At 62.4% G+C, this 21,629-nt stretch carries 16 protein-coding genes; 8 read left to right on the top strand and 8 right to left on the bottom strand.

What is annotated here, in order from left to right:
- Window positions 1–43: 43 nt before the first annotated feature.
- Entirely contained in the window at window positions 44–2,605 is a 2,562-nt protein-coding gene (locus DK391_RS03440; RefSeq protein WP_109476591.1) for an ATP-binding protein, read from the bottom strand.
- Window positions 2,606–2,887: 282 nt separating this feature from the next.
- On the opposite strand from DK391_RS03440, the gene DK391_RS03435 reads away from it, so the two are divergent.
- A complete protein-coding gene (locus DK391_RS03435; protein ID WP_109476590.1) occupies window positions 2,888–4,561 on the top strand; it encodes a PAS domain-containing methyl-accepting chemotaxis protein in 1,674 nt (557 codons plus the stop codon).
- A 209-nt stretch (window positions 4,562–4,770) separates the two neighbouring features.
- On the opposite strand, the gene DK391_RS03430 is transcribed toward DK391_RS03435, so the two are convergent.
- Window positions 4,771–5,292 (bottom strand): methylated-DNA--[protein]-cysteine S-methyltransferase, encoded by a 522-nt coding sequence (locus DK391_RS03430; protein ID WP_109476589.1) that lies wholly within the window; start codon window positions 5,290–5,292, stop codon window positions 4,771–4,773.
- A gap of 428 nt (window positions 5,293–5,720) precedes the next feature.
- Here DK391_RS03430 and DK391_RS03425 point away from each other — a divergent pair, with 428 nt between their 5' ends.
- From DK391_RS03425 to DK391_RS03405, 5 genes are all read left to right on the top strand, one after another.
- Window positions 5,721–5,972, top strand: a complete 252-nt coding sequence (locus tag DK391_RS03425) for a hypothetical protein (RefSeq protein ID WP_109476588.1) — start codon at window positions 5,721–5,723, stop codon at window positions 5,970–5,972.
- A gap of 295 nt (window positions 5,973–6,267) precedes the next feature.
- Complete coding sequence (locus tag DK391_RS03420) at window positions 6,268–7,257, top strand: DedA family protein/thiosulfate sulfurtransferase GlpE (protein ID WP_109476587.1); 990 nt, start codon at window positions 6,268–6,270, stop codon at window positions 7,255–7,257.
- 55 nt (window positions 7,258–7,312) lie between these two features.
- On the top strand, window positions 7,313–9,019 hold the full coding sequence (locus tag DK391_RS03415; RefSeq protein WP_109476586.1) for an FAD-dependent oxidoreductase: 1,707 nt from the start codon (window positions 7,313–7,315) through the stop codon (window positions 9,017–9,019).
- 190 nt (window positions 9,020–9,209) lie between these two features.
- Window positions 9,210–9,500 carry a hypothetical protein gene (locus DK391_RS03410; protein ID WP_109476585.1) on the top strand — a complete coding sequence of 97 codons (291 nt, stop codon included), beginning with the start codon at window positions 9,210–9,212 and terminating at the stop codon, window positions 9,498–9,500.
- 126 nt (window positions 9,501–9,626) lie between these two features.
- Window positions 9,627–10,841 (top strand): crosslink repair DNA glycosylase YcaQ family protein, encoded by a 1,215-nt coding sequence (locus tag DK391_RS03405; RefSeq protein ID WP_109476584.1) that lies wholly within the window; start codon window positions 9,627–9,629, stop codon window positions 10,839–10,841.
- A gap of 17 nt (window positions 10,842–10,858) precedes the next feature.
- On the opposite strand, the gene DK391_RS03400 is transcribed toward DK391_RS03405, so the two are convergent.
- The 4 genes from DK391_RS03400 to DK391_RS03385 form a co-directional block, all read right to left on the bottom strand.
- Window positions 10,859–11,458 (bottom strand): LysE family translocator, encoded by a 600-nt coding sequence (locus tag DK391_RS03400; protein ID WP_109476583.1) that lies wholly within the window; start codon window positions 11,456–11,458, stop codon window positions 10,859–10,861.
- A 114-nt stretch (window positions 11,459–11,572) separates the two neighbouring features.
- Window positions 11,573–11,830 (bottom strand): hypothetical protein, encoded by a 258-nt coding sequence (locus DK391_RS03395; protein WP_109476582.1) that lies wholly within the window; start codon window positions 11,828–11,830, stop codon window positions 11,573–11,575.
- A 148-nt stretch (window positions 11,831–11,978) separates the two neighbouring features.
- Window positions 11,979–14,162, bottom strand: a complete 2,184-nt coding sequence (locus DK391_RS03390) for a hypothetical protein (RefSeq protein WP_109476581.1) — start codon at window positions 14,160–14,162, stop codon at window positions 11,979–11,981.
- A 232-nt stretch (window positions 14,163–14,394) separates the two neighbouring features.
- Window positions 14,395–15,294: an EamA family transporter gene (locus tag DK391_RS03385; RefSeq protein WP_109476580.1), complete on the bottom strand. Its 900-nt coding sequence runs from the start codon at window positions 15,292–15,294 to the stop codon at window positions 14,395–14,397.
- 212 nt (window positions 15,295–15,506) lie between these two features.
- Here DK391_RS03385 and DK391_RS03380 point away from each other — a divergent pair, with 212 nt between their 5' ends.
- Window positions 15,507–16,373 (top strand): AraC family transcriptional regulator, encoded by an 867-nt coding sequence (locus tag DK391_RS03380; RefSeq protein ID WP_109476623.1) that lies wholly within the window; start codon window positions 15,507–15,509, stop codon window positions 16,371–16,373.
- A gap of 232 nt (window positions 16,374–16,605) precedes the next feature.
- Window positions 16,606–17,730, top strand: a complete 1,125-nt coding sequence (locus tag DK391_RS03375; protein WP_109476579.1) for an aminotransferase — start codon at window positions 16,606–16,608, stop codon at window positions 17,728–17,730.
- Between the two features lie 80 nt (window positions 17,731–17,810).
- Here DK391_RS03375 and DK391_RS03370 read toward each other — a convergent pair whose 3' ends face one another.
- Window positions 17,811–20,834, bottom strand: a complete 3,024-nt coding sequence (locus tag DK391_RS03370) for an FAD-binding and (Fe-S)-binding domain-containing protein (protein WP_109476578.1) — start codon at window positions 20,832–20,834, stop codon at window positions 17,811–17,813.
- A 39-nt stretch (window positions 20,835–20,873) separates the two neighbouring features.
- Window positions 20,874–21,617, bottom strand: coding sequence for a 2-keto-4-pentenoate hydratase (locus tag DK391_RS03365; protein ID WP_109476577.1), 744 nt, complete (start codon window positions 21,615–21,617; stop codon window positions 20,874–20,876).
- Window positions 21,618–21,629: the final 12 nt, after the last annotated feature.

The raw sequence follows: 21,629 nt of genomic DNA, 5'->3' as shown, positions 1-21,629 counted from the left end.
GTCTGCAAAGCGTACGCCCAATATTCGCCGTCCGGCGTTGTTTTCATGCGACGTCGGGCGTGTCCCGAAGCGCGTCGTGTTCGGGTGCGAACGCACTGCGCAAGGCGTCGTGCAGCGCGGCTGCCTGTGTCGCGTGAGCAGGTGCCCAGTCCGGCTGGCCGTCGCACAAAGACTGGATCGCACGGCACCGCGCCGCGAACGCCGTCTCCTGCGTCACGGCAAAACCGCCTGCCGCGCCGTGCGCCCACGACCGCAATGCGGCGACGTCCTGACGCTCGACGATGGACGCGAGCATCGGCAGATTCGCCTTCAGGTAGTCGCGCAGCATCGCCTGCATGTGCGCCGTTTCTGCAGGCAGGAGAGGCATTCTGCTTGCGGACTCGTTCGTGGGTCCGGAAGACAACGCCAGACCCGACAGCGCCGCCTCTACCTGCTTCAGCGACGACGGCTTCGGCAGATACGCAGTAAAACCTCGCCGACGCCATGCGTCGGCCTGTGCGGCATCCGTGGCGGCGCTGAACGCCAGCACGGGAAGCCGTGGATAAGCGTCGCGCAGCGCGTCGAGCAGCGCGTAGCCGTCCATCACTGGCATGTCGATATCGGTCAGCACCAGATCGGCGGGCGCATGCTCCAGTAAATGCAGCGCCTCGCGGCCATCGCGAGCCAGCATTGGCTCGCAGCCCAGACGCGTCAGTTGCTCGGCGATCAGCGCGTGGTTCAGCGGATTGTCTTCGGCGACAAGGACACGCAGCCCTTGCAGCGAGGCATCGACAGTGGGCGGTTCGTCTGACGCCTCAGTGGGCAGCGCTTGCGCCAGATCCGCGCCGGCCGTCAACCGTTCGACGCACGCCAGGATCGCGTCGTGACTGAACGCGGTCACTTCGAGCACGCCTTCGGCGCGCGGCGTCGGCCGATGCTCGCCCGTGTGTGTCAGCCACACGACAGGCAAGCGGCGAACCGCGCGCAATTCGTCGATAGCAACGAGATCGTAGTCGCCCGTTACCAGTGCGAACGCAAAGGAGCGCGTGTGCAACATGGCTTGCGCCGCCGCCATCGAAGTCGCGCTGCTCGCCGTCCAGCCCGCGTAGGCGAGCATGTCGGCCAGCACGGTCGACGATGCCGTGTCCTCGCACAGCACGAGCGCGTCGTCGCAAACCCGAGGCACTTGCGGCATATGCGCGCCCACTGTCCCGGCGACCCGCTCGAGCGGCATCGACGCGATGAACGCACTGCCCAGTCCGGGCACGCTTTCGACGCTGAGCTTGCCGCCCATCAGTTCGCACAGCCGCGCGCAGATCGACAGACCCAGGCCCGAGCCGTCATGACGGCTCGATACACTCGATTCGCCCTGCACGAACGGATCGAATATCCGCGCGACCAGCGATGCATCGATACCGATTCCCGAATCGATCACGCTGCATATCAGCACGGCGCGTTCGCGCGAATCCGTTTCGACGCGCGCCGAGAACGTGATCTTGCCGCTCGACGTGAATTTGAACGCATTCGACAGCAGATTGTTGACCACCTGAACGATTCTCGCCCGATCGCCCCGCACGGGTGCATACAGCGACGGCGACAGGTGCGCATAGAAGCGCAGCGGCCTGCCCGACGCGAGCGGCGCATACGAAAGCGCGAGACTCTCCAGCTCGTCGATTGGCGCGAACGTCTCGAGCGACAAGGTCATTCTGCCGGCGCCGATCTTCGAGAAATCGAGGACATCGTTGACCACGTGGCGCAAGCCGTCGGCGGCCGCATTGATCGCACGCAGCCTTTGCTGATGCGCATCGAGGCCGGGCGTCATCGACAGCAGTTCGAGATTGCCAAGCAGCGCGTTCAGCGGCGTGCGGATCTCGTGACTTGTCGTGGCGAAAAAGCGCTGCTGCGCATGCATCAGCGCCTGTGTTTCGCGCTGCGCCGCGTTCATCTGCTCAGTCAGTGCGTGACGCGCCGTGACGTCGAGCAGCGCGCACACCAGCACGTCCTCGCGATGGTAGCGCGCCACACTGCAGCTAATCTGAACGTGATGGACGTCTTGCGGGCAGGTGTGCGCGGAGTCGGGAAGCGGCACGCTCACGATCAACTCCACGGCCTTGCCGGAGCGCGGCACGACTCTTTCGAGCGCCATCGCCACGTGCGCGGGCAGGCTGGCCGAAGCATTGCCAGGTTGCAGCAACTCACGTGCGAGGGGATTCGACATCAGAACGTGAAAATCGCGTAGCCTGACGATGCACAGCCCGACTGGCGCCACCGCAGCGAGGATGTGATCGATCGTCCCGCTTTCGAGCGCGCGTATCACGGCTTCGCTTGCATGCGTTGCGGCATCTGGCCGTACGCAACGGGCCACGCTTCTGCGCCTTGCCGCGAGCATCGCTGCGCACGCTGCCAGCAGCATCACGTCCGCGATCGCGCCAGGCCGTCCGCGCAGCGCGTCGCCCATGTCGTCCCACGGCAGATTCGCGCCGAACAGCACCGCCAGCGCCGCGACAAGCGCGAACAACACCGCGAACGTCGCTAGCCAGAAGCGATGTTGCTGCGGCGTCAGGCGCGAAAACCTCGCAAGCTCCTCCGCGAGCGTTGCGCGCGCGTCGTCAGGCAATACGGGCATGCCTGTCTCGCCTCGAAAGCCGTCGATGGGAAGAGCCGCAGGTAAAGCAGTAGATCGAATACATAAAATCAACCGGTTCAGTCCGTTACACCACGGCCTGTCAGTCGATTGACATACTCGCCTCGTTTGTCAGAGCCGCGGGGCAGAGCCTCTGTGTTATCGGCGCGAGCGCGCTTTACCTGAGTCAAATACCAGGAAACCCCTAAAGCATCAGGGGTCTCTGCCGTTAAGCCTTACAGAACTCATTCGGATGCACGTGCATCCAGCAGTTGAAGGAACGTCATGCGCAACAACCAGCCTGTTACCCAGAACGAGTACGACTATCCGTCCTCGCAGATGCTCGTTTCCGCAACCGACCTCAAGGGCAGGATCCAGTACTGCAATCCCGCTTTCATCGCCGTGTCGGGCTTTACGCGCGACGAACTGATTGGCCAGCCGCACAACCTGATCCGCCATCCCGACATGCCGGCCGAAGCCTTCGCCGATATGTGGACGACGATCCGCTCCGGCCGTCCGTGGTCGGCGCTCGTCAAGAACCGCCGCAAGAACGGCGACCATTACTGGGTGCGCGCGAGCGTCACGCCCGTGGTCGAAAACGGCACGCCCGTCGGTTATCTGAGCGTGCGCGTGAAGCCATCGCGCGACGAGGTGCGCGCGGCAGATGCGTTCTACGCGAAGCTGCGCGCAGGCGCGGTGCGCGGCATGCGCTTGCAGCGGGGCGTGATCGTGCGCACGGGACTCGTCGGCAAGTTGCACGGCGTGATGCGTCTGCCCGTGGCCGTGCGCGCGACCATCGGCTATATGGTTGCGCCCGTCGCCCTGCTCGCGGCGGGCCTCGCCGCATGGGGCGGCACGCCGCCGCTACCGTTCTGGATCGCTTTCGGCGTGACGGCGGCGGCGAGCGGCGCCGCCTCGCAGTTGCTGTCGCGCCATCTCGGCCAGCCGGTCGATGCGATGGCGTCGTTTGCCACGCGCATGGCAGCGGGCGATCTGACCGTGGATCTCGCCATCGCGCGCCACGACGATCTCGGCGACGTGCTGCAGGCGCTCAATCAATTGAAGGCAAACCTCGCTGCGATCGTGTTCGATGTGCGCGCGCAGATCGGCGGGATGCTCGACGCCGCGCACGAAATTTCGATGGGCAATCTGGATCTCGCGCGGCGCACGGAGATGCAGGCGGCGTCGCTGGAAGAGACGGCGGCGACCATGGAACAGCTGACCACGACCGTGCAGGCCAACGCCGACGCCACCGTGCGCGCGCTCGATCTCGTCAAGGACGCGCAGGCGGCGGCAGAAACGGGCGGCAAGGTAGCGCTGCAGGTCGAACAAACCATGGCGGGGATCACCGAGGCATCGAAGCGCATCGCCGACATCACAGGCGTAATCGACGGGATTGCCTTCCAGACCAATATCCTCGCGCTCAACGCCGCTGTCGAAGCCGCGCGTGCCGGCGAGGCGGGCCGCTCGTTCGCAGTGGTCGCGGGCGAAGTGCGCATGCTGGCGCAGCGTTGCGCGGCATCGGCGAAGGAAATCAAGGCGGTGGTCGACACGACGGTGAACGAGGTGGCGCAAGGCACCGAACTCGTCGCGCGCACCACATCGCAAATGGCCGTGATCGATCAGGCGGTGGCGCGGGTGTCGTCGCTGATCGTGGAAGTGGCGAACGCCAGCAGCGAACAGGCCGATGGCATCAGCCAGGTCAATCAGGCCGTCTCGCATCTGGACAGCGCGACGCAGCAGAATGCGGCGATGGTGGAACAGGCCGCGGCGACGGCGGAACGACTTGCAGAACAGGCTGACGTGCTCGACGAAGCAGTGCGGCTGTTCACCGTCGCGGGCGCGCCTGCGACGCGTAGCGCCGGCAAGGGAGCAGCGCGTGTGGCGGCCACGCTACGCAATCCTGCCGCGCCCGCTCACGACGCCCGCGAGCGCGCGGACGAAGCAGCATTGGTCTGATGGATCATCGTTACTCCCATCTCGACAACGCCCTATTGGCACATAAACATACGTCCGTCAGCGCCCTGGTTTGTGTACGGGCCGGCTGACCCGAGTAACAACGGCGTTTATATGCCCGCCCTTTCCGGACGGGCTATTTTTTTGGGCGGTCTGGCATGCGGTAGCGCTGGCTGGATGTCCTTCCGTGCAGCGGCCCAGCCTGAACGCGTTCAACCGAACGCCAGCAGATCGAGTTGCTGCGGCACTCTGGCCATCGGCCGTTCGAGCGACAACAGCGCTTCCTTCCGATGCAAGCCACCCGCGTAGCCAGTAAGCTCACCCGAGCTGCCAATCACGCGATGACACGGCACGAGAATCGAAACGGGATTGCGCCCGTTGGCCGCCCCAACCGCTCGCGACGCCGACAGCGGCAAGCCGAGCCGCAGCGCGATGGCGCCATAGCTGGCCGTTTCGCCGTAGGGAATCCGCACCAGCTGATCCCACACATCGCGCTGGAACGCGCTGCCGTGCATCCACAGTCGCACGGTGAACTCATGACGCTCCCCGGCAAAATATTCGTCAAGCTGCTCGCGCGCCTGATACAGCACGCGCGCCGCCGCACCGGACGAAAGCGCTTCATCAGCGGCAGGGAAATATTTCTGCCCGACGAAATACACGCCTGTCAGCGCATCGTTTTCAGCGCGCAGCAGAATATCGCCCAGCGGGCTTGGCATCGACATGCATTGCTTCATTGCGTCCTCCTGCAAAGTCGTCGAAGGCCGGCTGCGATACCGTGCACGGCCTCCTGGATTGGCTCACTTTAAAGCCAGCACGGGCCACCCTGCTTCCCGGATCTTGCTCTGATCAACGGAAAGCACACGCTCGCGTCAGCGCCGTGACAAGAGCGGCCGCGCACCGGAAAACCCCTCGACACGCTCCGCCCGATGCCCCGCAAACACGCGCGGCTACCCCGCCCGAGCGCCCGCAAAAAATCCCGCCACGCTCTCAAAACCCGCACCAGCCTTATGTTTGCGCGCATCGACGCGCCCCTTCGATGCATTGCGCACGGCTCGCCCGCATAATCGGCAGAGTGTGAGCGCCACGCGACAGACGCCGCGCGGTACTGCCCTTACAATGCCTGTTCGGCAACGTTGTTCAATCACGCAAGAGGGAATTTTCGATGCGCACCACCGGGTCTTCCGGGTCAATGGCCCTGCTCACCGAGCATGACGATGCAACGGGTCGCGAACTGCGCTCGCTGCGCCTCGAATCGACAGAAGACGGCAAAGGCATTCTTCTGATCGAAGTCGATGAACGCAAGCCAGGCATCCACCGTGAAGTGCGTTATGAAATCACGCCTGCGGAACTGATCGCAGCCATCCGCGCGCATGGCGCCGAACTGCCGGGCGAGCAGCATAACCACCGTCAATAATTCACCGCAGTCATCAATCGCATCACGAAGAGCGCGCGGCGCAAGTTCAGTCTGGCGCCGTGCCTCTTGTTTTTGACGCAGTCGCCACCATCTCTCAGCACCCGTCGGATGTCACATGGCGTTCACCGGGCGCGTCAACCTTACCGCCGAAGACCGAGGCGGCAGGCGCTTTTCCCGCATTTCGGCAATATCCGGACGCAAGACAGACCTCTCTTGCACGCGTTGAAAATGCGTCCATAATCTTCTAGTCAATTCCAGTCGTCTTCGTGGCCGAAACGGTCGCGAAAGTAAGCCGATGCTACATGATCTCGTCGAGCAGTACGGGCCTGCCATCGTATTCGTCAATGTGCTCGCCGCGTCAATCGGGCTGCCCGTGCCCGCGATGCCTTGCCTCGTGCTGTTCGGCGCGATGGCGGCGATGCACCCCGGTTCGGTCGGCGCGCAAGTGCTGCCCGTGCTCGTGCTATCCGTGTTCGCCACGCTCATCGGCGACAGCGCATGGTTCGCGGCGGGCCGCATCTACGGCGGCAACACGCTGAAGACGCTCTGCAAGCTGTCGCTGTCGCGCGATACCTGCGTAAAGAAGACCGAGCGCTTCTTCGGCCGCTGGGGCGTGCGCGTGCTGGCCGTGGCGAAGTTCGTGCCGGGCCTGTCGATCGTCTCCATTCCGATGGCAGGCGCAATGGGCACGCCGTACCGCATGTTCCTCGCCTACGACAGCATCGGCGCGACGCTCTGGTCGGGCCTCGGCCTCGTGCTCGGCGTGGTGTTCGCGCAGCAGATCGACATGCTGTTCGCCGGCGCGAGCCGTCTCGGCAAGCTCACGGCCGTGGTGGTCGTGGCGCTGCTGGCTGTGTACTGCGCGTACCGCTGGTATCGCCGCCGCCAGCTGATCAAGAAGCTGGCCACGGCGCGCATGGACGTCGACGAACTCTACAAGCTGATGCTCGACAAGCGCTCGCCCGTGCTGTTCGACATCCGTTCGCAGGAAAAGCGCACGCTCGATCCTTTCGTGATTCCCGGCTCGGTGTTCGCCGACGAACGCCAGCTCGACGAGATCGTCGCCAAGTATCCACATGACCAGAAGCTCGTGATCTATTGCTCTTGCCCGAATGAGGTGTCAGCGGCGTGGATGGCGAAGCAGTTGTCGGAAGCCGGCTTCAAGGACGTGATTCCGCTGCGTGGCGGTCTCGACGCATGGCGCGATGCAGGGCGCCAGCTCGAGCCGCTCGCCGAAGAAGCGGAACCGCCGATGGATCTGGACATCACGCCAAAGCCAGTCTGAACCGATTTTGCCGCCCGCCGGATTCGGCGCGCGGCGCAGCAAGGAGCAAAAACTGATGGGTGTTACGCGAGAGGGGGAAGAAGCTCAACGCGCCGCAGTTAGCGAGGCGCCGTTCTCGACGCTTTCGACGCGGCGTCACCAGATGTTTCCCATTCTTCAGCCTGAAGAGATCAAGCGGCTGTGCAGGTTCGGCGAACGGCAGGACTTCGAGGCGGGCGAAATGCTGTTCCGCACGGGCAGCACCGGGCCGGGCATGTTCGTGCTGCTCAAGGGTTCGGTCAAGGTGTATCAGCGTGACGGGCTCGGGCGTGAACTGCTCGTCAACGAACATGTACAAGGCTCGTTTCTCGCGGAAGTCGGCCAGTTGTCGGGCAAGCCTGCACTCGTCGACGGCATGGCGCTGGAGCACGTCGAAGCCCTGCTGATTTCGCCGGAACGGCTGCGCGCGCTGATCGTCGCGGAAGCCGAACTCGGCGAGCGCATCATGCGTGCGCTGATCCTGCGCCGCGTCGGGCTGATCGAGCGCGGTGCGGGCGGACCGATCATCGTTGGCAAGAGCAATGACCGGCGGCTGGTGTCGCTGCAAGGTTTCCTGGCGCGCAACGGCCATCCCCATACCGTACTCGACGAACGCGATGAAGACGGGCTGCGCGTGATCGAACAGTTCGCGGCCGGTCCGGACGACATGCCGCTCGTCATCTGTCCGGACGGCTCGGTGCTGCGCCATCCGAGCGACCCCGAACTGGCGACCTGCCTCGGCCTGATCCCCGATCTCGATTCGGAACATGTGTACGACGTGGCGATCGTCGGCGCGGGCCCTGCGGGGCTTGCTACCGCTGTGTATGCGGCGTCGGAAGGCTTGTCGGTGATCGTGCTGGATAGTCGCGCGCCGGGCGGCCAGGCGGGCGCGAGTTCGCGCATCGAAAACTACCTGGGCTTTCCGACGGGTATTTCCGGCCAGGCGCTCGCGGGCCGCGCATTCGTGCAGGCGCAGAAGTTCGGCGCGCACGTCGCGATTCCCGTGAAGGTCAAGCATCTGCATTGCGAGGAACGCCCGTATCGGCTCGAACTGCAATGTCAGGGCAGCATCCGTGCGCAGACCATCGTGATCGCGAGCGGCGCGGTGTACCGGCGTCCTGAGATCGACGGTCTCGACCGGTTCGATGGCCGCGGCATCTATTACTGGGCGTCGCCTGTCGAAGCGAAGCTGTGCAAGCGCGAAGAGATCGTGCTGGTCGGCGGCGGCAATTCGGCAGGCCAGGGCATCGTGTATCTCGCCTCGCACGCCAAGCACATTCACGTGCTGATCCGCCGCAGCGGCTTCGAGGCGACCATGTCGCGCTATCTGATCGACCGGATCTCATCGCTGCCGAACGTGACGCTGTATCCGGAAACGGAAATCGGCTGGCTGGAAGGCGATGAAGGCGGACTCACGCAGATCGGCCTGAAAAATCCCTGCGCAGACGGGCGCGACTGCTTCGATTCGCGGCATCTGTTCCTGTTCACGGGCGCCGATCCGAATACCGACTGGCTGCGCAGCTGCGGCGTCGAACTCGACAAGAAGGGCTTCGTGATCACGGGCACCAACTCGACGTGCGATCTCACCACGTCGGTCGAAGGCGTCTACGCGATCGGCGACGCACGTGCAGGATCGACCAAACGTGTCGCGGCTGCCGTCGGCGAAGGCGCGCAAGTGGTCGCGCAAATCCATCAGATGCTCGCGCAAATCGCGGGCGAAACGACAGTCGCACTCGGCGCCTGAGCGTTTTTCTTTGCACCGGCCTGTGCGTTCATCGCTCGGGCCGGTCGCCTCCTGCTTCCTCTCTCCAATCATCAGCCTGCTTACTGGTTGTTACATAAGCGACGGTCTGCTTGCACCTGTGATGCTTTCTACTTCGTAAGATCAAGTCAGGATTTGGTCAGAAACTGACTTGGGACGGTAGGAGAACAGCATGATCCAACGTGCGATGATTTTTGCAGCAGCAGCGCTCGCGGCTGCGCTTGTTTCGACGGCGGCATCGGCACATGTCGGCGTCGGTGTGTACCTGGGTGCGCCTGCGCCTGTCTATGCCGCGCCGCCGCCTGTTGTTTATGCGCCGCCGCCTCCAGTGGTCTATGCACCGCCGCCGCCCGTTTATTACGGTGGTGGTTATCGTCACGGCTATTGGGGCGGCGGTCCGCGTTGGCACGATCATGGCCGTCATCGCGGCTGGGAAGGTCGTCACGGCCACGGGCGCTGGTAAGAGGCGGCTCGCTGGGTCGGGTCGGAACAGCAAGCCAGCAGTGCGTTTCCACCGATCACGCTACAGTAGCGACAAGCCCGGCATGGCAAGCCGCCATGCCGCCTTGATCGCCACAACGAAAACCGCGTGATCACACTGCCCCTGTCCGCTGCCCGCACCCTGCATCTGGCCGCTCAAGGCCTGCTCACGCCGCCGCGCCGCAAGGCGACCAAAGCCGATGTGCTCGACGTCATCCGGCAGATGGCGCAATTGCAGATCGACACGATTCACGTTGTTGCGCGCAGTCCGTATCTGGTGCTGTTCAGCCGGCTCGGCGCATATCAGCCGCAATGGCTCGACGAGCATCTGGCCGAAGGCAAGCTGTTCGAATACTGGTCGCACGAAGCGTGTTTTCTGCCCGTCGAAGACTACGGCCTCATGCGTCACCGGATGCTCGATCCGAGCGACATGGGCTGGAAATACGCCGGCAACTGGCACGCGCAGTACCGCAAGGAAATCGACGCGCTGCTCGCGCATATCCGCGCAACCGGGCCGGTGCGTTCGGCAGATTTCGCGCGCGAAGCGGGCAAAGGCAGCGGCTGGTGGGACTGGAAGCCGGAAAAACGGCACCTGGAAGTGCTGTTCGCTATCGGTGATCTGATGGTCGCGGAGCGGCGCAACTTCCAGCGCGTGTACGACGTGACCGAGCGCGTCCTGCCGCACTGGAACGACAAACGCGATCTGCAACCCGTCGATGCCGTCGCGCAGGAAATGCTACGGCGCACGTGCCGCGCGCTGGGTGTCGTGCGCGCGGACTGGGTCGCGGATTACTACCGGATGCCACGCCGCCCATACGCCGATGCGCTCCATCAACTGGCCGATGCCGGCGAACTGACACCCGTGCACGTCGATGGATGGAAGCAGCCGACCTTCGTGCACCGCGACTTCACATCCATGATCGACGATGCTTCGAATGGCCGGATCGCCTCGACGGTCACGACGGTGCTGTCGCCATTCGATCCCGTCGTGTGGGACCGCAAGCGCGCAGCGGCACTGTTCGACTTCGACTATGTGATCGAGTGCTACGTGCCCGCGCCCAGGCGCCGCTACGGCTACTACGTGCTGCCGATTCTGAATCGCGGCAAGCTGATAGGGCGCGTCGATGCCAAGGCACATCGCGCAACCGGCGTGTTCGAACTGAAGGCGCTGCATCTGGAGCCGGGCGTGCGCGTGAGCGGCCGGTTGATCACGGATCTACGCCGCGCGCTGCAACGTTGCGCGGACTGGCACGGCACGCCGGAATTGCAGATCACCTCGGCGCCCGACGGACTCGCCAGCGCACTTACTGCCACGGAAGAGTGAACGCGGAACGACGCGACTTAATGCAACGCGGCCCACGCCAGCGACAACGAAAACATCCCCAGCACGATCGACGCTCCGCGCTGCATCTTCACCGGGTCGAGCCACTTGAGCTTGCCGCTGCCGAGCGCCGCGCCGAACGAAATCCACGCGAACGCAATCGGCGCGAGCAGGCATGCGAACAACGTCATCGCAAAGCCATACACCGGGAAGTTTTCGAATGCGACCGACGGGAAGATCGTGCCCGCAAACAGCAACGCTTTGGGATTGAGCAAGGTCGCGACGAACAGCGCACGCGGGCCGTTTGCGGGTTGTGCCGAATCGGGCAAGGCCACGGCGGCGCGCCACATATCGATGGCGAGATAGGCGATGTACAGACCGCTCGCGATGCGCAGCACCGACGGCAGCCACGGCAACGCATGCGCCGCATGCGCGAGAAAGCGGCCCCACGCCGAGATCGACACGAGATAGCCGGCAAGTTCCGCGCCGATCAGCGGCAACGAGCGGCGCGTGCCCTGACGCAAGCCCGCTGCAGCCAGCAGCGTGTTGGTAGGACCAGGCGTAATCAGCACGACGATGATGCCGAGCGCGAGCAGCGCGGTATCGGAAGTGGAGAGCATCGGAGGAAAGCGGGCACGTCAGAACGAGCGCCCTTTGTATCACAGTTGCGCGGCACTGCCGAATATTGTCAGGCGAGTGCCGGCATGCCGGGCAACACCATGCGCGCGCAAGACTCAGCGATCGAGCTTGACCCGCAATTCGCGCGCCGTTTCGAGCAGACCTTCATAGCCGGAACGCGCATGCTCGGGCAGGTCCGGGTCGCCGACCAGTGCGCCGAGCGTCTCGATCAGGCTATAGAGAATGCCGCGCGCCGCGCTGACAGCGATGTTGCCCGACGACACCATCTCGTGCACATGCGTCACGGCGGCGTCGAGGTGTTCGAGGTCCGGCTGATTGCCAGTTTGCTGATTGTCCGGATCGTCGTGCGTCATAAGAATCGTCACTCCTGTTCTGGCTCTTGAGCAAAAGGTGCTGCCGTTATGTATATACCTATCGCGTGCAGCCGTCCATTCGCACAGACGGCACGCTCGCGGCATGTCACATTTGACTGACGGCGATCAACGCGAGTTCACGCGAGGCTCAAGGCGTCCAGCGATACATCAGGATTTTCGCGCGCGCATCGTCTTCGAGCAGCACCACGTATTCGCCGTTTGCGCGCCGCACCGCGCTGATGCCGAGATACACGTCGACCCAGCCCGTCGTGTTGCCGACTGCCGCGCCCGGTGTCATGTAGCCGACCATCTGCCCCGAGCGCGCGTCGTACACATCGACCTTTGGCGTGTACAACTCGGCGACGAAGATGTAGTTGCCCGCAACCGCGACGCCGACGGGCGTCACCTGCGGATTGCTACCCGCGTTCCACGGCAGCGCGATCGTGTAGACGGGTGTGGGCGCACCTGAACTCCAGTTGTCGTAGCGCACGAGAATGCGGCCCGCCTCCTTCCAGTGCGTCGCGTCCCACGGCAGACTGCTCGTGTAGCCGGACACGTACATCGTGTCGGTCTCGGCGGCGTAGACGATGCGCGCGATCCGGTTGAACGGCGCGGGCATCGGGAACATCTTCGAGCTTGCGTAGCTGTAGACAGGATTGCCAACGCTATCGAAACCCTGCAACGGCATTTCGCGAATCCCGCTCGCGGGCGTCGCGAGCCACACGTTGCCGGGCGTATCGACCCACCAGAAGCCGTTGCCGACGGTGCTGCCCGTCGACGGATTGCCGGTGATTTCGCTCGCGTCCACATGGCCGTCGCCGTTCGCATCGCGCCACATCCACTCGCCGTACGTCGGCTGGGCAGCAGGCCAGTTGCCCGGCAACGGGTTCTGCGCGAACAGCCCCGATGGAATCGCCACTTCGTCGTGCGCGGCGTCGAATCGATAGACGTTCAGGTAGTGCGCGCCAGGATCCAGCGTGTACAGATATGGCTTGCCGTTGATCCGCCGCACCATCGGCTCGCCGCGCACGCCACGCGGCTGATGGAAGGCGGGATCGTCGGGGAAATCGAAGCGGTCGAGCGTGAAGCCGGCGTATTTCCATTGAAGCCCTGGCGGCTGCGCGTAATCCATCGTGAAGCGCTTCGAGCCGGTGTAGACGATGTTCGGCGTCGCGGGATCGAAGGCTGCGCTGTCGACGAAGGTCAAGCCCTGCAGCCGCCAGTTGAAGCCCCGTGTTGCGTAGCGATAGCTTTCCAGCACCGCGCCCTGCCCCACCGTCGCCGATGCGAGCGGCCGCGGCCCTTCCCCGTTCTGCGCGACGAAGAGATTGCCCATCTGATCGAAACCGATCCCCGTGATGCCGTTGAAGCGCCAGTTGCCAGGCGTGCCCTTCGGCTCGTGGAAGATCCCGTACAGCGTGCCGAGCGCGCCCGTCCGCTGGGTCGTGCCGCTTGCTGTCCTGTCGTAGATGAGGATCTGCTGCTTCGGGCCGTTATCGGCGACGAGAATCTGTCCCGATGATGAGATGGCGAGATCGGTCGGAATGGCGTCAACCGGCAACGCGAGTGTGCCTGCCAGCGGCGCGCCCGTCGCCGAATAGTGAAGCACGCTCAGCGTGCCTGTGCCGAAGCCGCTCATGACCCAGATGGTCGAATCGGTATCGATCGCGATGCGTCCAGGCGCCGCGACGCTCCATGCGCGCAGGCGCCGCATCGTGTTCGCATCGAACACGACGACCTGGTTGCCATAGGTATCGGATGCGTAGACTTCGGCATCGGTTGCCGCGAGGCCGCGAATGCCCGCGTCGGTGCCGGTTGCTACTGCATTGACGCGCAGGAAGCTGTTCTTCGTCGCGTTCGCGCTATTGCCGATGCCGCTGTCGAACGGCACGCCCACAGCAATGTTCGCCAGCGAGCGGCGCGTGATGCCGAACCACGTCTGGCCTGCAGGCGGATAATCGGCGCCGACCAGCCCGTTGTTCTCATTGCCGATCGACATCGCCGCATACACGTATGTGTGATTCGACGTGATCGCGTCGCCGCCTGCCGCGCCCCAGCCATGCGTCGCGCCGCCTACGGCGATTTTGTCGCCATTTTTATAGGCCGCTATTTCACTTCCGCTTTCATCCCATGGCGAATTGGTGAATACCGTGCCATCCGGTGCAACGTTAATTGCCTGAATGTCCTGCTGCATCCATTTGCCATCGCCGAATCCGAAACTATTGCCTATCCATGACGTGGTATAGGTCAACTGCGTTTGCGCAGCAGCGCCGGCAGAAACAAGGCTGCCGAGCGCGAACAGCGCGGCAGCGAGGCGAGTGGAGGCTTTCACGGTCGTGTCCTTGCGAGAAGCAAAACGTTGGCAAATGCAGATAAAGCGTTCAGGCAATACGCTTATCCAACAGAATTTGCCATTCCATATGAATCGATACTCAATTCGCATGAAATAGATTTATTGTGTTTTCTATCTTCTCAAATCAGACGACGACCGTTTCTCCTTAAATAAATCGATTAGCGATTTTTTATGCTTTTATTTGAACTAGATTGGCATTAGCTTGAATGCATCATGCGACACGCGTGCGCCGCATGAACAGCCGCTGCGTGAGGCCGAACGCAACCAGATTGCCCGCCACCACCAGCACCAGTCCAACGACAGCGAGCGCCGACCAGCGGTATCCCTCGAACACAGTCGAAACCGCCAGCGCGACGAACGGGAACAGCACCGTGCAATAGGCCGCGCGCTCGGGCCCGATGCGCCCGACCAGCATCAGATACGCGGTGAAACCGATCACGGAGCCGGGGACGGCAAGATAGACGAGTGCGCCGAGATAGCGCGCATCCGGCTCCAGCGCGAACGGCAGGCCGGCCGCGAAACTGCCGATTGTCAGCACGCTCGCGCCGATCAGCATCGCCCAGCTATTGGTGACGATAGGGTGCAGACCCATCGACTGCATGCGGCTCGACAGCAGATTGCCCGCCGAAAAACACATCGTCCCCACGAATGCGACAGCGAGGCCGAGCCACGCGGCGTGATCGCCGAGATGTCCGGCCATCTGCTGCAACGACAGACACACGATGCCGGCCAGCCCGAGCACCGCGCCGACAATCGCGGTCGGCTGCAGCGGACGGCCCATGAAGAGACGTCCATTGAGCGAATTCAACAGCGGCGCAGTCGAGAACACCACGGCCACGAGTCCGCTCGGCACCACGCTTTCCGCGTAGTAGAAGCACAGGAAGTTCACGCAGAAAAGCGCGAGACCTTGCGCCGCGAGGAAACGCCACGCGGCACGCGGCGGCCACATGGGGCGGCGCATGATTTTCAGCAGCGCGAACAGCACGATGGCGGCGAGCCAGAAACGGCACGCAATCGAAACCGGCGTCGGCACGACGCCAAGCTGCCACTTGATCGCGATCCAGGTCGTACCCCAGATCAGCACGGTCACAACATAAAGGAACAGATTCATTGCTTTCAGGCCACAGAATACGGGTCGAGCCGACTATGCACCGCCGCACGTCCGTTCGATTGTCCAGAATTGCGCACTTTTGGCATGCCGCAACGAGCGGCAGGCGGGCTGGCCGTATACTTCGGGTAAGCGCACGCCCTTTCTGTTTTGCCGTCTACAACGTGAACACATCGTCCAATTCCACTGCCGATCTCGCCGAACCGCCGTTCGGCATGCATTCGGTCTGCAAAACGCTGAGCGACTCCAATGCGTCGCTCGACCGTTTCGCATGGTTGGGCGACCAGCTGGCCGTCGCGATCTGGACCCGCGAGACCAAGGAAGCCGAGACGGTCTACGACCAGCCCGGCCATCACACGCTGTCGTGCTATCTGGACGGCGGCTACCGCACCGAACGGCAGAAACTGCCCGGCCGCTATGGCGCGCCGAGCCGTCTGTGCGCGCTGCCCGGCGATCACGAATCGCGCTGGTGGGTACGCGGTCACATGCACTTCATGCATCTGTACTTCCTGCCCGAGCATTTCACGCAGCGCGCCATTCGCGAACTGGACCGCGAGCCGCGTGAAATGACGCTCGCCGATCGCACGTACTTCGAAGACGAGCGCATCGCGGCGCTGTGCCAGTCGCTCGCCAACGACCTGTGGGAAGACGCAGACGGCCGCCTTCGCGCGAACGAAACATCACACGAAATATTGAGCCTGCTGTTGCGCTCGCAAGGCGTGAATCGCGCGGATGCCGTGCTCAAGGGCGGCCTCGCCGTCGCGACACGCCGCCGCCTGCGCGACTACATCGATCAAAACCTGACGCAGCCGTTGACGCTCGGCGAACTGGCCGCCGTCGCGAATCTGTCTGAATTCCATCTGGCACGGATGTTCCGCGCTTCGTTTGGCCTGCCGCCGCATGCGTGGATCGCGCAGCAGCGGCTGGAACGCGCGCGCACGCTGCTGCGCACCACCAGGCTGCCGCTCATCGATATCGCGACGCAATGCGGCTACGCGAACGCAAGCCACTTCAGCCACCGCTTCCGGCAGGGCGTCGGCGTGACACCGGCTGTCTATCGTCAGGCGCTGCGCGCGGGCTGATTCTCGCGCGCTGACGCAGCGGCCCTTCCTGGCGTACGCTGCTCTTTCTCCTCTACCCATCATTCGCTTGCGATACGCACGGTCTACGTTCGTCTTGTCGAGCACGATCGTGCGTGGACGGATGTTTGTCTATTTGAGACAAATAGTCTACACTCGACAGCAATCGAATTTGCGCCGCGAAAGTCTGACCAGCCGCGCCCTTTGCCACTGCTTTCAATCGAGGACAGAACTCATGCAAATCAGGGAATTCGGAGTCGAACGCTGGATGGATCTCTACGAGAACCAGTGCCAACTCAATCTTGCGGAAACGTGTGTCGAGTCGCTGACGGTCGGCGAGTTGCTGAAGATTGCGGGCAAGGAAGACGCGCTACTCGGCGAGATCCTGCCGATGAAGCTGACGTATGGCGCAATCGACGGCACTGAGCGCCTGCGCAGCAACGTTGCATCGCTGTATGAAAAGCAGAGCGTGTCGAACGTGCTGATCACGCACGGCGCGATCAGTGCCAATGCGCTGGTCTACGAAACGCTGGTCGAACCCGGCGATCACGTGATTTCCGTGCTGCCCACGTATCAGCAGCATTATTCGATTCCCGAGAGCTACGGCGCAAAGGTCGACATTCTGCGTTTGCGCGAAGAAAACGGCTTTCTGCCCGATCTGGATGAACTGAAGCGCATGGTGACGCCGAACACGCGCGTCATCGCGATCAACAATCCGAACAATCCGACTGGCTCGCTGATGGATCGTGCGTTTCTCGAACGCATCGTGGAGATCGCACGGTCATGCGGCGCTTATGTGCTCAACGACGAAGTGTATCGAGGCACCGACCAGGAAGGCAGCGGCTTCACGGCATCGATTGCGGATCTTTATGAAAAAGGGATCAGCACGGGCAGCATGTCGAAGACATGGTCGCTGGCAGGCTTGCGCGTGGGCTGGATCGTCGCGCCTGTCGAATTGCTCGAACGCGTGCGCACGCACCGCGACTACAACACCATTAGCGTCGGGATGTTGAATGATCTGCTGGCTTCCATTGCACTGGAAAACCGCAAGGCCATTCTCGAACGCAATCACGGCATTCTGCGGACGAATCTCGCCCTGCTCGATGCGTGGATCGCGAAAGAACCGCTGCTCTCGTATGTCAAGCCGAAAGCCGGCACGACGGCGCTCGTGCGTGTCAATGTCGATATGTCTTCGCGAGACTTCTGCATTGCGCTAATCGAAAAGACGGGCGTGATGTTCACGCCGGGCAGTGCGCTCGATGTCGAAGGCTATGTGCGCATTGGCTACACGAATAATCGTGACGTGCTGGTTGCTGGACTCGCGAAGGTATCGGATTTCTTGCGGGACATCGCGCGCTAAAACATACAACGTTGCAGCAGGTGACGTCACGTATTGGCAAACCCAATGCGTGATGCACCTGCGGTGAAAGTGGCGCGATGTCAGTTGCTGCTTTTCAACGCTCGCGCCAGTATCCTTGCAACATGCAATGCATCGACGCCTGCGCCGTCATGAATCTGATGACGGCAACTCGTACCATCGGCCACCATCACCGTATTCGCATCGATCTTGCGCACGGCAGGCAATAGCGAAAGTTCTGCCATGGCCATGGAAGCCTCGTAGTGCTCGGCTTCATATCCAAAGCTTCCCGCCATTCCGCAGCACGACGATTCCACTGTCGATACCTTCAGCTCGGGAATCCATTTCAGCACGGTTTGCACAGGCGTGAACGCATCGAATGCTTTCTGATGACAATGCCCGTGCACGAGTGCCTGATTCGCGCCATCGAGTGCTTTCAATTCCAGCGTCAGTCGGCCCGCCTTTTTCTCTGCTACAAGAAATTCCTCGAACAGCATGGCGAGTTTCGACAGACGTTCGGCCTCTTCGCCAAAACCGTATTGCAGAAACTCGTCGCGCAACGACAAAAGACACGAAGGCTCCAGACCGACTACCGGAACGTCGCGCTGGATATATGGCTTGAACGCATCGAGCATGCGGCGCGCTTCACGCTTCGCTTCATCCACGAGTCCTGCAGCGAGAAATGTTCTACCACAGCAAATCGGACGTTCTCCTGCTCGCGTGTTGAAGTGCACGGTATAACCCGCTGCTTCCAGCACCTGTTGCGCCGCGAGTGCGTTCTCCGGTTCGATATTGTTGTTGAACGTGTCGACGAATAGCAGCACTTCTTTCTGTTTAGTCTGCGCATTCGTTGCACTGGCTTTTGCATGTTCGCCGCTTAAAAAAGGCTTTACGAAACGCGGTAGCGAACGCTGCGGCGCAAGTCCAAGGGCGCGCTTGACCCATGGCAGATTGCCCGCGAATGCAAATGCACCCGGCATGCCTGCTGCCTTCGCCGCATAACGCGGCATGAACGCAATCATCTTTTCGCGCAGCCGCAAACCGTGTTTTTGCGCCCAGGCTGCGCGCGCCTCGATCTTGAACTTGGCCATATCGATGCCCGTCGGGCAATCGCGCTTGCAACCTTTGCACGAGACACACAGATCGAGCGTGTCTTTCACGTCCTGGCTGGCCAGTCCTCCATCGCCGAGTTGCCCCGACAGTGCGAGGCGCAACGTATTCGCGCGGCCACGCGTCACATGCTGTTCGTCTTTCGTCACCCGATAACTCGGGCACATCGTACCCGCATCGAACTTGCGGCAATGGCCATTGTTGTTGCACATCTCGACTGCTCTCGCGAGTCCGCCCGCGAGATCGCTGCCTGTACCGGGTGCGGTCTCCACACCCGTCATCGGATCGCGCTCGACATTCCACGTCGACCAGTCGAGCGCGGGTGCTAACGAATGCACCTGATAACCCGGCGCAAAACGGAAGTTGCGCGTATCGTCCATTTTCGGCGGACGCACGATCTTGTCCGGGTTCATCCGGTTGTTCGGATCGAACAGCGTCTTGATCTCACTGAACGCGCGGTTGATGCGCGGACCGTATTGCCACGCTACCCACTCGCCGCGACACAAGCCATCGCCGTGCTCGCCTGAATACGCGCCCTTGTATTCGCGCACCAGCGCGGCCGCTTCTTCGGCAATGGCGCGCATCTTCGTCGCGCCGTCGCGGCGCATGTCAAGAATCGGCCGCACGTGCAGCGTGCCGACGCTCGCATGTGCATACCATGTCCCTTCCGTGCCATTGCGATGAAACACTTCGGTAAGCCGGCTCGTATATTCAGCGAGATGCTCCAGAGGCACCGCGCAGTCTTCGATAAACGACACCGGCTTGCCGTCGCCCTTCATGCTCATCATGATGTTCAGGCCGGCCTTACGCACTTCCCACAGCGCTTTCTGCTCGCCCGCATCGGGCATCTGCACGACTGTGTCCGGCAAGCCGAGATCCGCCATCAACTCAGTCAGCTGTTTGAGCGACGCGAGCTGTTCATCGCGGTTCTCACCCGCAAATTCGACCAGCAGAATCGCTTCGGGCCTGCCCACCAACGCCTTTTCGATCACCGGCCTGAACGACGGATTGCCCATCGCGAGTTCGATCATCGTGCGATCGACCAGTTCAACGGCAACGGGCTTGAGCTTGACGATATGCTGCGTCAGGTCCATTGCCTGCCAGAAGGTCGGAAAATTCACGACGCCCAGCGTCTTGTGCGCAGGCAATGGCGCGAGCTTCAAGGTCAACTGTCGGCTGAAGGCAAGCGTGCCTTCGGAGCCAACCAGCAGATGCGCGAGATTGGCAAAACCATCGTCGGTATAAGCGCGCGGATTCTGGCAATCGAACAGATCGATGTTGTAGCCTGCCACGCGGCGCAGTACCTTTGGCACCTGCGCAACGATCTCATCACGCTCGCGCAGCGCAATCGCCTTCACGCTTTCGACAATCTGTTCCAGGCGCGCGCCCTGCGGCGCCTCACGCAACGAAGCAAAATGCGCCTGCGTGCCGTCTGCAAGAATCGCATCGATCGCATCGACGTTGTGCACCATGTTGCCGTATTCGATCGATCGCGAGCCGCATGAATTGTTACCCGCCATCCCGCCGATCGTGCATTGCGCTGCCGTCGACACATCGACGGGAAACCACAAGCCATGCGGCTTGAGCCACGCATTCAGATGATCGAGCACGATGCCGGGCTCGACCGTGACGGTACGCCTGTCCTTGTCGAACGCAACGACCTGATTCAGCCATTTACTCGTGTCGATCACCAGCGCTTCGCCAACCGTCTGCCCGCACTGGCTCGAACCCGCGCCGCGTGCGAGCAACGGCACACGCTCGCTACGCGCCACATCCAGCGCGACAAGCAGATCGTCCTGATCGCGCGGCACGACCACGCCAATCGGCATGATCTGATAGATCGACGCATCGGTTGAATAGCGCCCACGGCTCGCGGCATCGAATAGCACATCGCCGCGCAATTCCTTGCGCAAACGGTTCGCCAGCGGCGTGCTCAGACGCGCCGAAGACGGCACGAGATGGATCGGCTTGACCAGCAGGGAATCGGCGTTCGACATATGCTTCGGCCTATAGAAAGCGAGGCGTGAAAGGCGCGGCTACTCGAGCGTGACGCTGACAGGCGCCAGCCCTTCGATCTGTCCGCACGCGGTGCCTGCATGCTGCGGAAAGAACATGCCGGTGTATGAGCCTGTCGTCAGAACCATGTCGCGCGTCACGGCAATGCGATGATGCTGCGTGCAGTGATTGACGAGCCATGTCAGCAGGCGGCGCGGATCGCCGCACGGATTCGACGGCGTCGCTTTCACCACGTTGTCGCCTTCGAACGTGAACTCGAGCGAAGGCGCAACGAATGGAAAGTCACGCCGATACGGCGTGAACTCGCCGACAATCAACGCACCGTGATTCTGCAAGTCCGCGAGTTGCGCGAGCTTGTCGACGTTGGGCCACTGCGCATAGCGGCTCGCGACGATCTCGATGGTCGCGCCCATCGCATCGATCGCATCGAGTACTTCGACTTCGTGATACCCATTAGCGGAAGGCTCGAAATCACGCCCGAAACGGAACGCGATTTCCAGTTCGAGTCCAAGCGGCGTGAAGTGCGCACGCGGCAAGCGCGCGCCATTTCTATGCAAATCGGAAACAGGCAATGGTGCGCCTTGAATCGCGCCATCGGCAGATTTCGCGCCTATTTTCCAGCCTCCGATGCGCTCACCGCGCTTCGCCAGCAGCTCGTGCTGGATCGCGTAGGCCGCGCTCATGTCGGCAGGAATGAGGTCGGGAGAAAGCGACGCGAGTGTCGTGTAGTCGGCGCGCGCGTCGGCGAGTTGTTGGCTCAGCATGATCAGTCAAAC

Source organism: Paraburkholderia sp. C35 (assembly GCF_003121405.1).
Lineage (GTDB): Bacteria > Pseudomonadota > Gammaproteobacteria > Burkholderiales > Burkholderiaceae > Paraburkholderia.
Note: the sequence above shows the minus strand (reverse complement) of the source record. Positions and strands in the feature narration are given on the sequence as shown.

Bases quoted from the DNA above. Each gene is read 5' to 3' on its own strand.
- DK391_RS03440 (WP_109476591.1), bottom strand. From the start codon at position 2,605: ATGCCCGTATTGCCTGACGACGCGCGCGCAACGCTCGCGGAGGAGCTT.
- DK391_RS03435 (WP_109476590.1), top strand. From the start codon at position 2,888: ATGCGCAACAACCAGCCTGTTACCCAGAACGAGTACGACTATCCGTCC.
- DK391_RS03430 (WP_109476589.1), bottom strand. From the start codon at position 5,292: ATGAAGCAATGCATGTCGATGCCAAGCCCGCTGGGCGATATTCTGCTG.
- DK391_RS03425 (WP_109476588.1), top strand. From the start codon at position 5,721: ATGCGCACCACCGGGTCTTCCGGGTCAATGGCCCTGCTCACCGAGCAT.
- DK391_RS03420 (WP_109476587.1), top strand. From the start codon at position 6,268: ATGCTACATGATCTCGTCGAGCAGTACGGGCCTGCCATCGTATTCGTC.
- DK391_RS03415 (WP_109476586.1), top strand. From the start codon at position 7,313: ATGGGTGTTACGCGAGAGGGGGAAGAAGCTCAACGCGCCGCAGTTAGC.
- DK391_RS03410 (WP_109476585.1), top strand. From the start codon at position 9,210: ATGATCCAACGTGCGATGATTTTTGCAGCAGCAGCGCTCGCGGCTGCG.
- DK391_RS03400 (WP_109476583.1), bottom strand. From the start codon at position 11,458: ATGCTCTCCACTTCCGATACCGCGCTGCTCGCGCTCGGCATCATCGTC.
- DK391_RS03395 (WP_109476582.1), bottom strand. From the start codon at position 11,830: ATGACGCACGACGATCCGGACAATCAGCAAACTGGCAATCAGCCGGAC.
- DK391_RS03385 (WP_109476580.1), bottom strand. From the start codon at position 15,294: ATGAATCTGTTCCTTTATGTTGTGACCGTGCTGATCTGGGGTACGACC.
- DK391_RS03380 (WP_109476623.1), top strand. From the start codon at position 15,507: ATGCATTCGGTCTGCAAAACGCTGAGCGACTCCAATGCGTCGCTCGAC.
- DK391_RS03375 (WP_109476579.1), top strand. From the start codon at position 16,606: ATGCAAATCAGGGAATTCGGAGTCGAACGCTGGATGGATCTCTACGAG.
- DK391_RS03370 (WP_109476578.1), bottom strand. From the start codon at position 20,834: ATGTCGAACGCCGATTCCCTGCTGGTCAAGCCGATCCATCTCGTGCCG.
- DK391_RS03365 (WP_109476577.1), bottom strand. From the start codon at position 21,617: ATGCTGAGCCAACAACTCGCCGACGCGCGCGCCGACTACACGACACTC.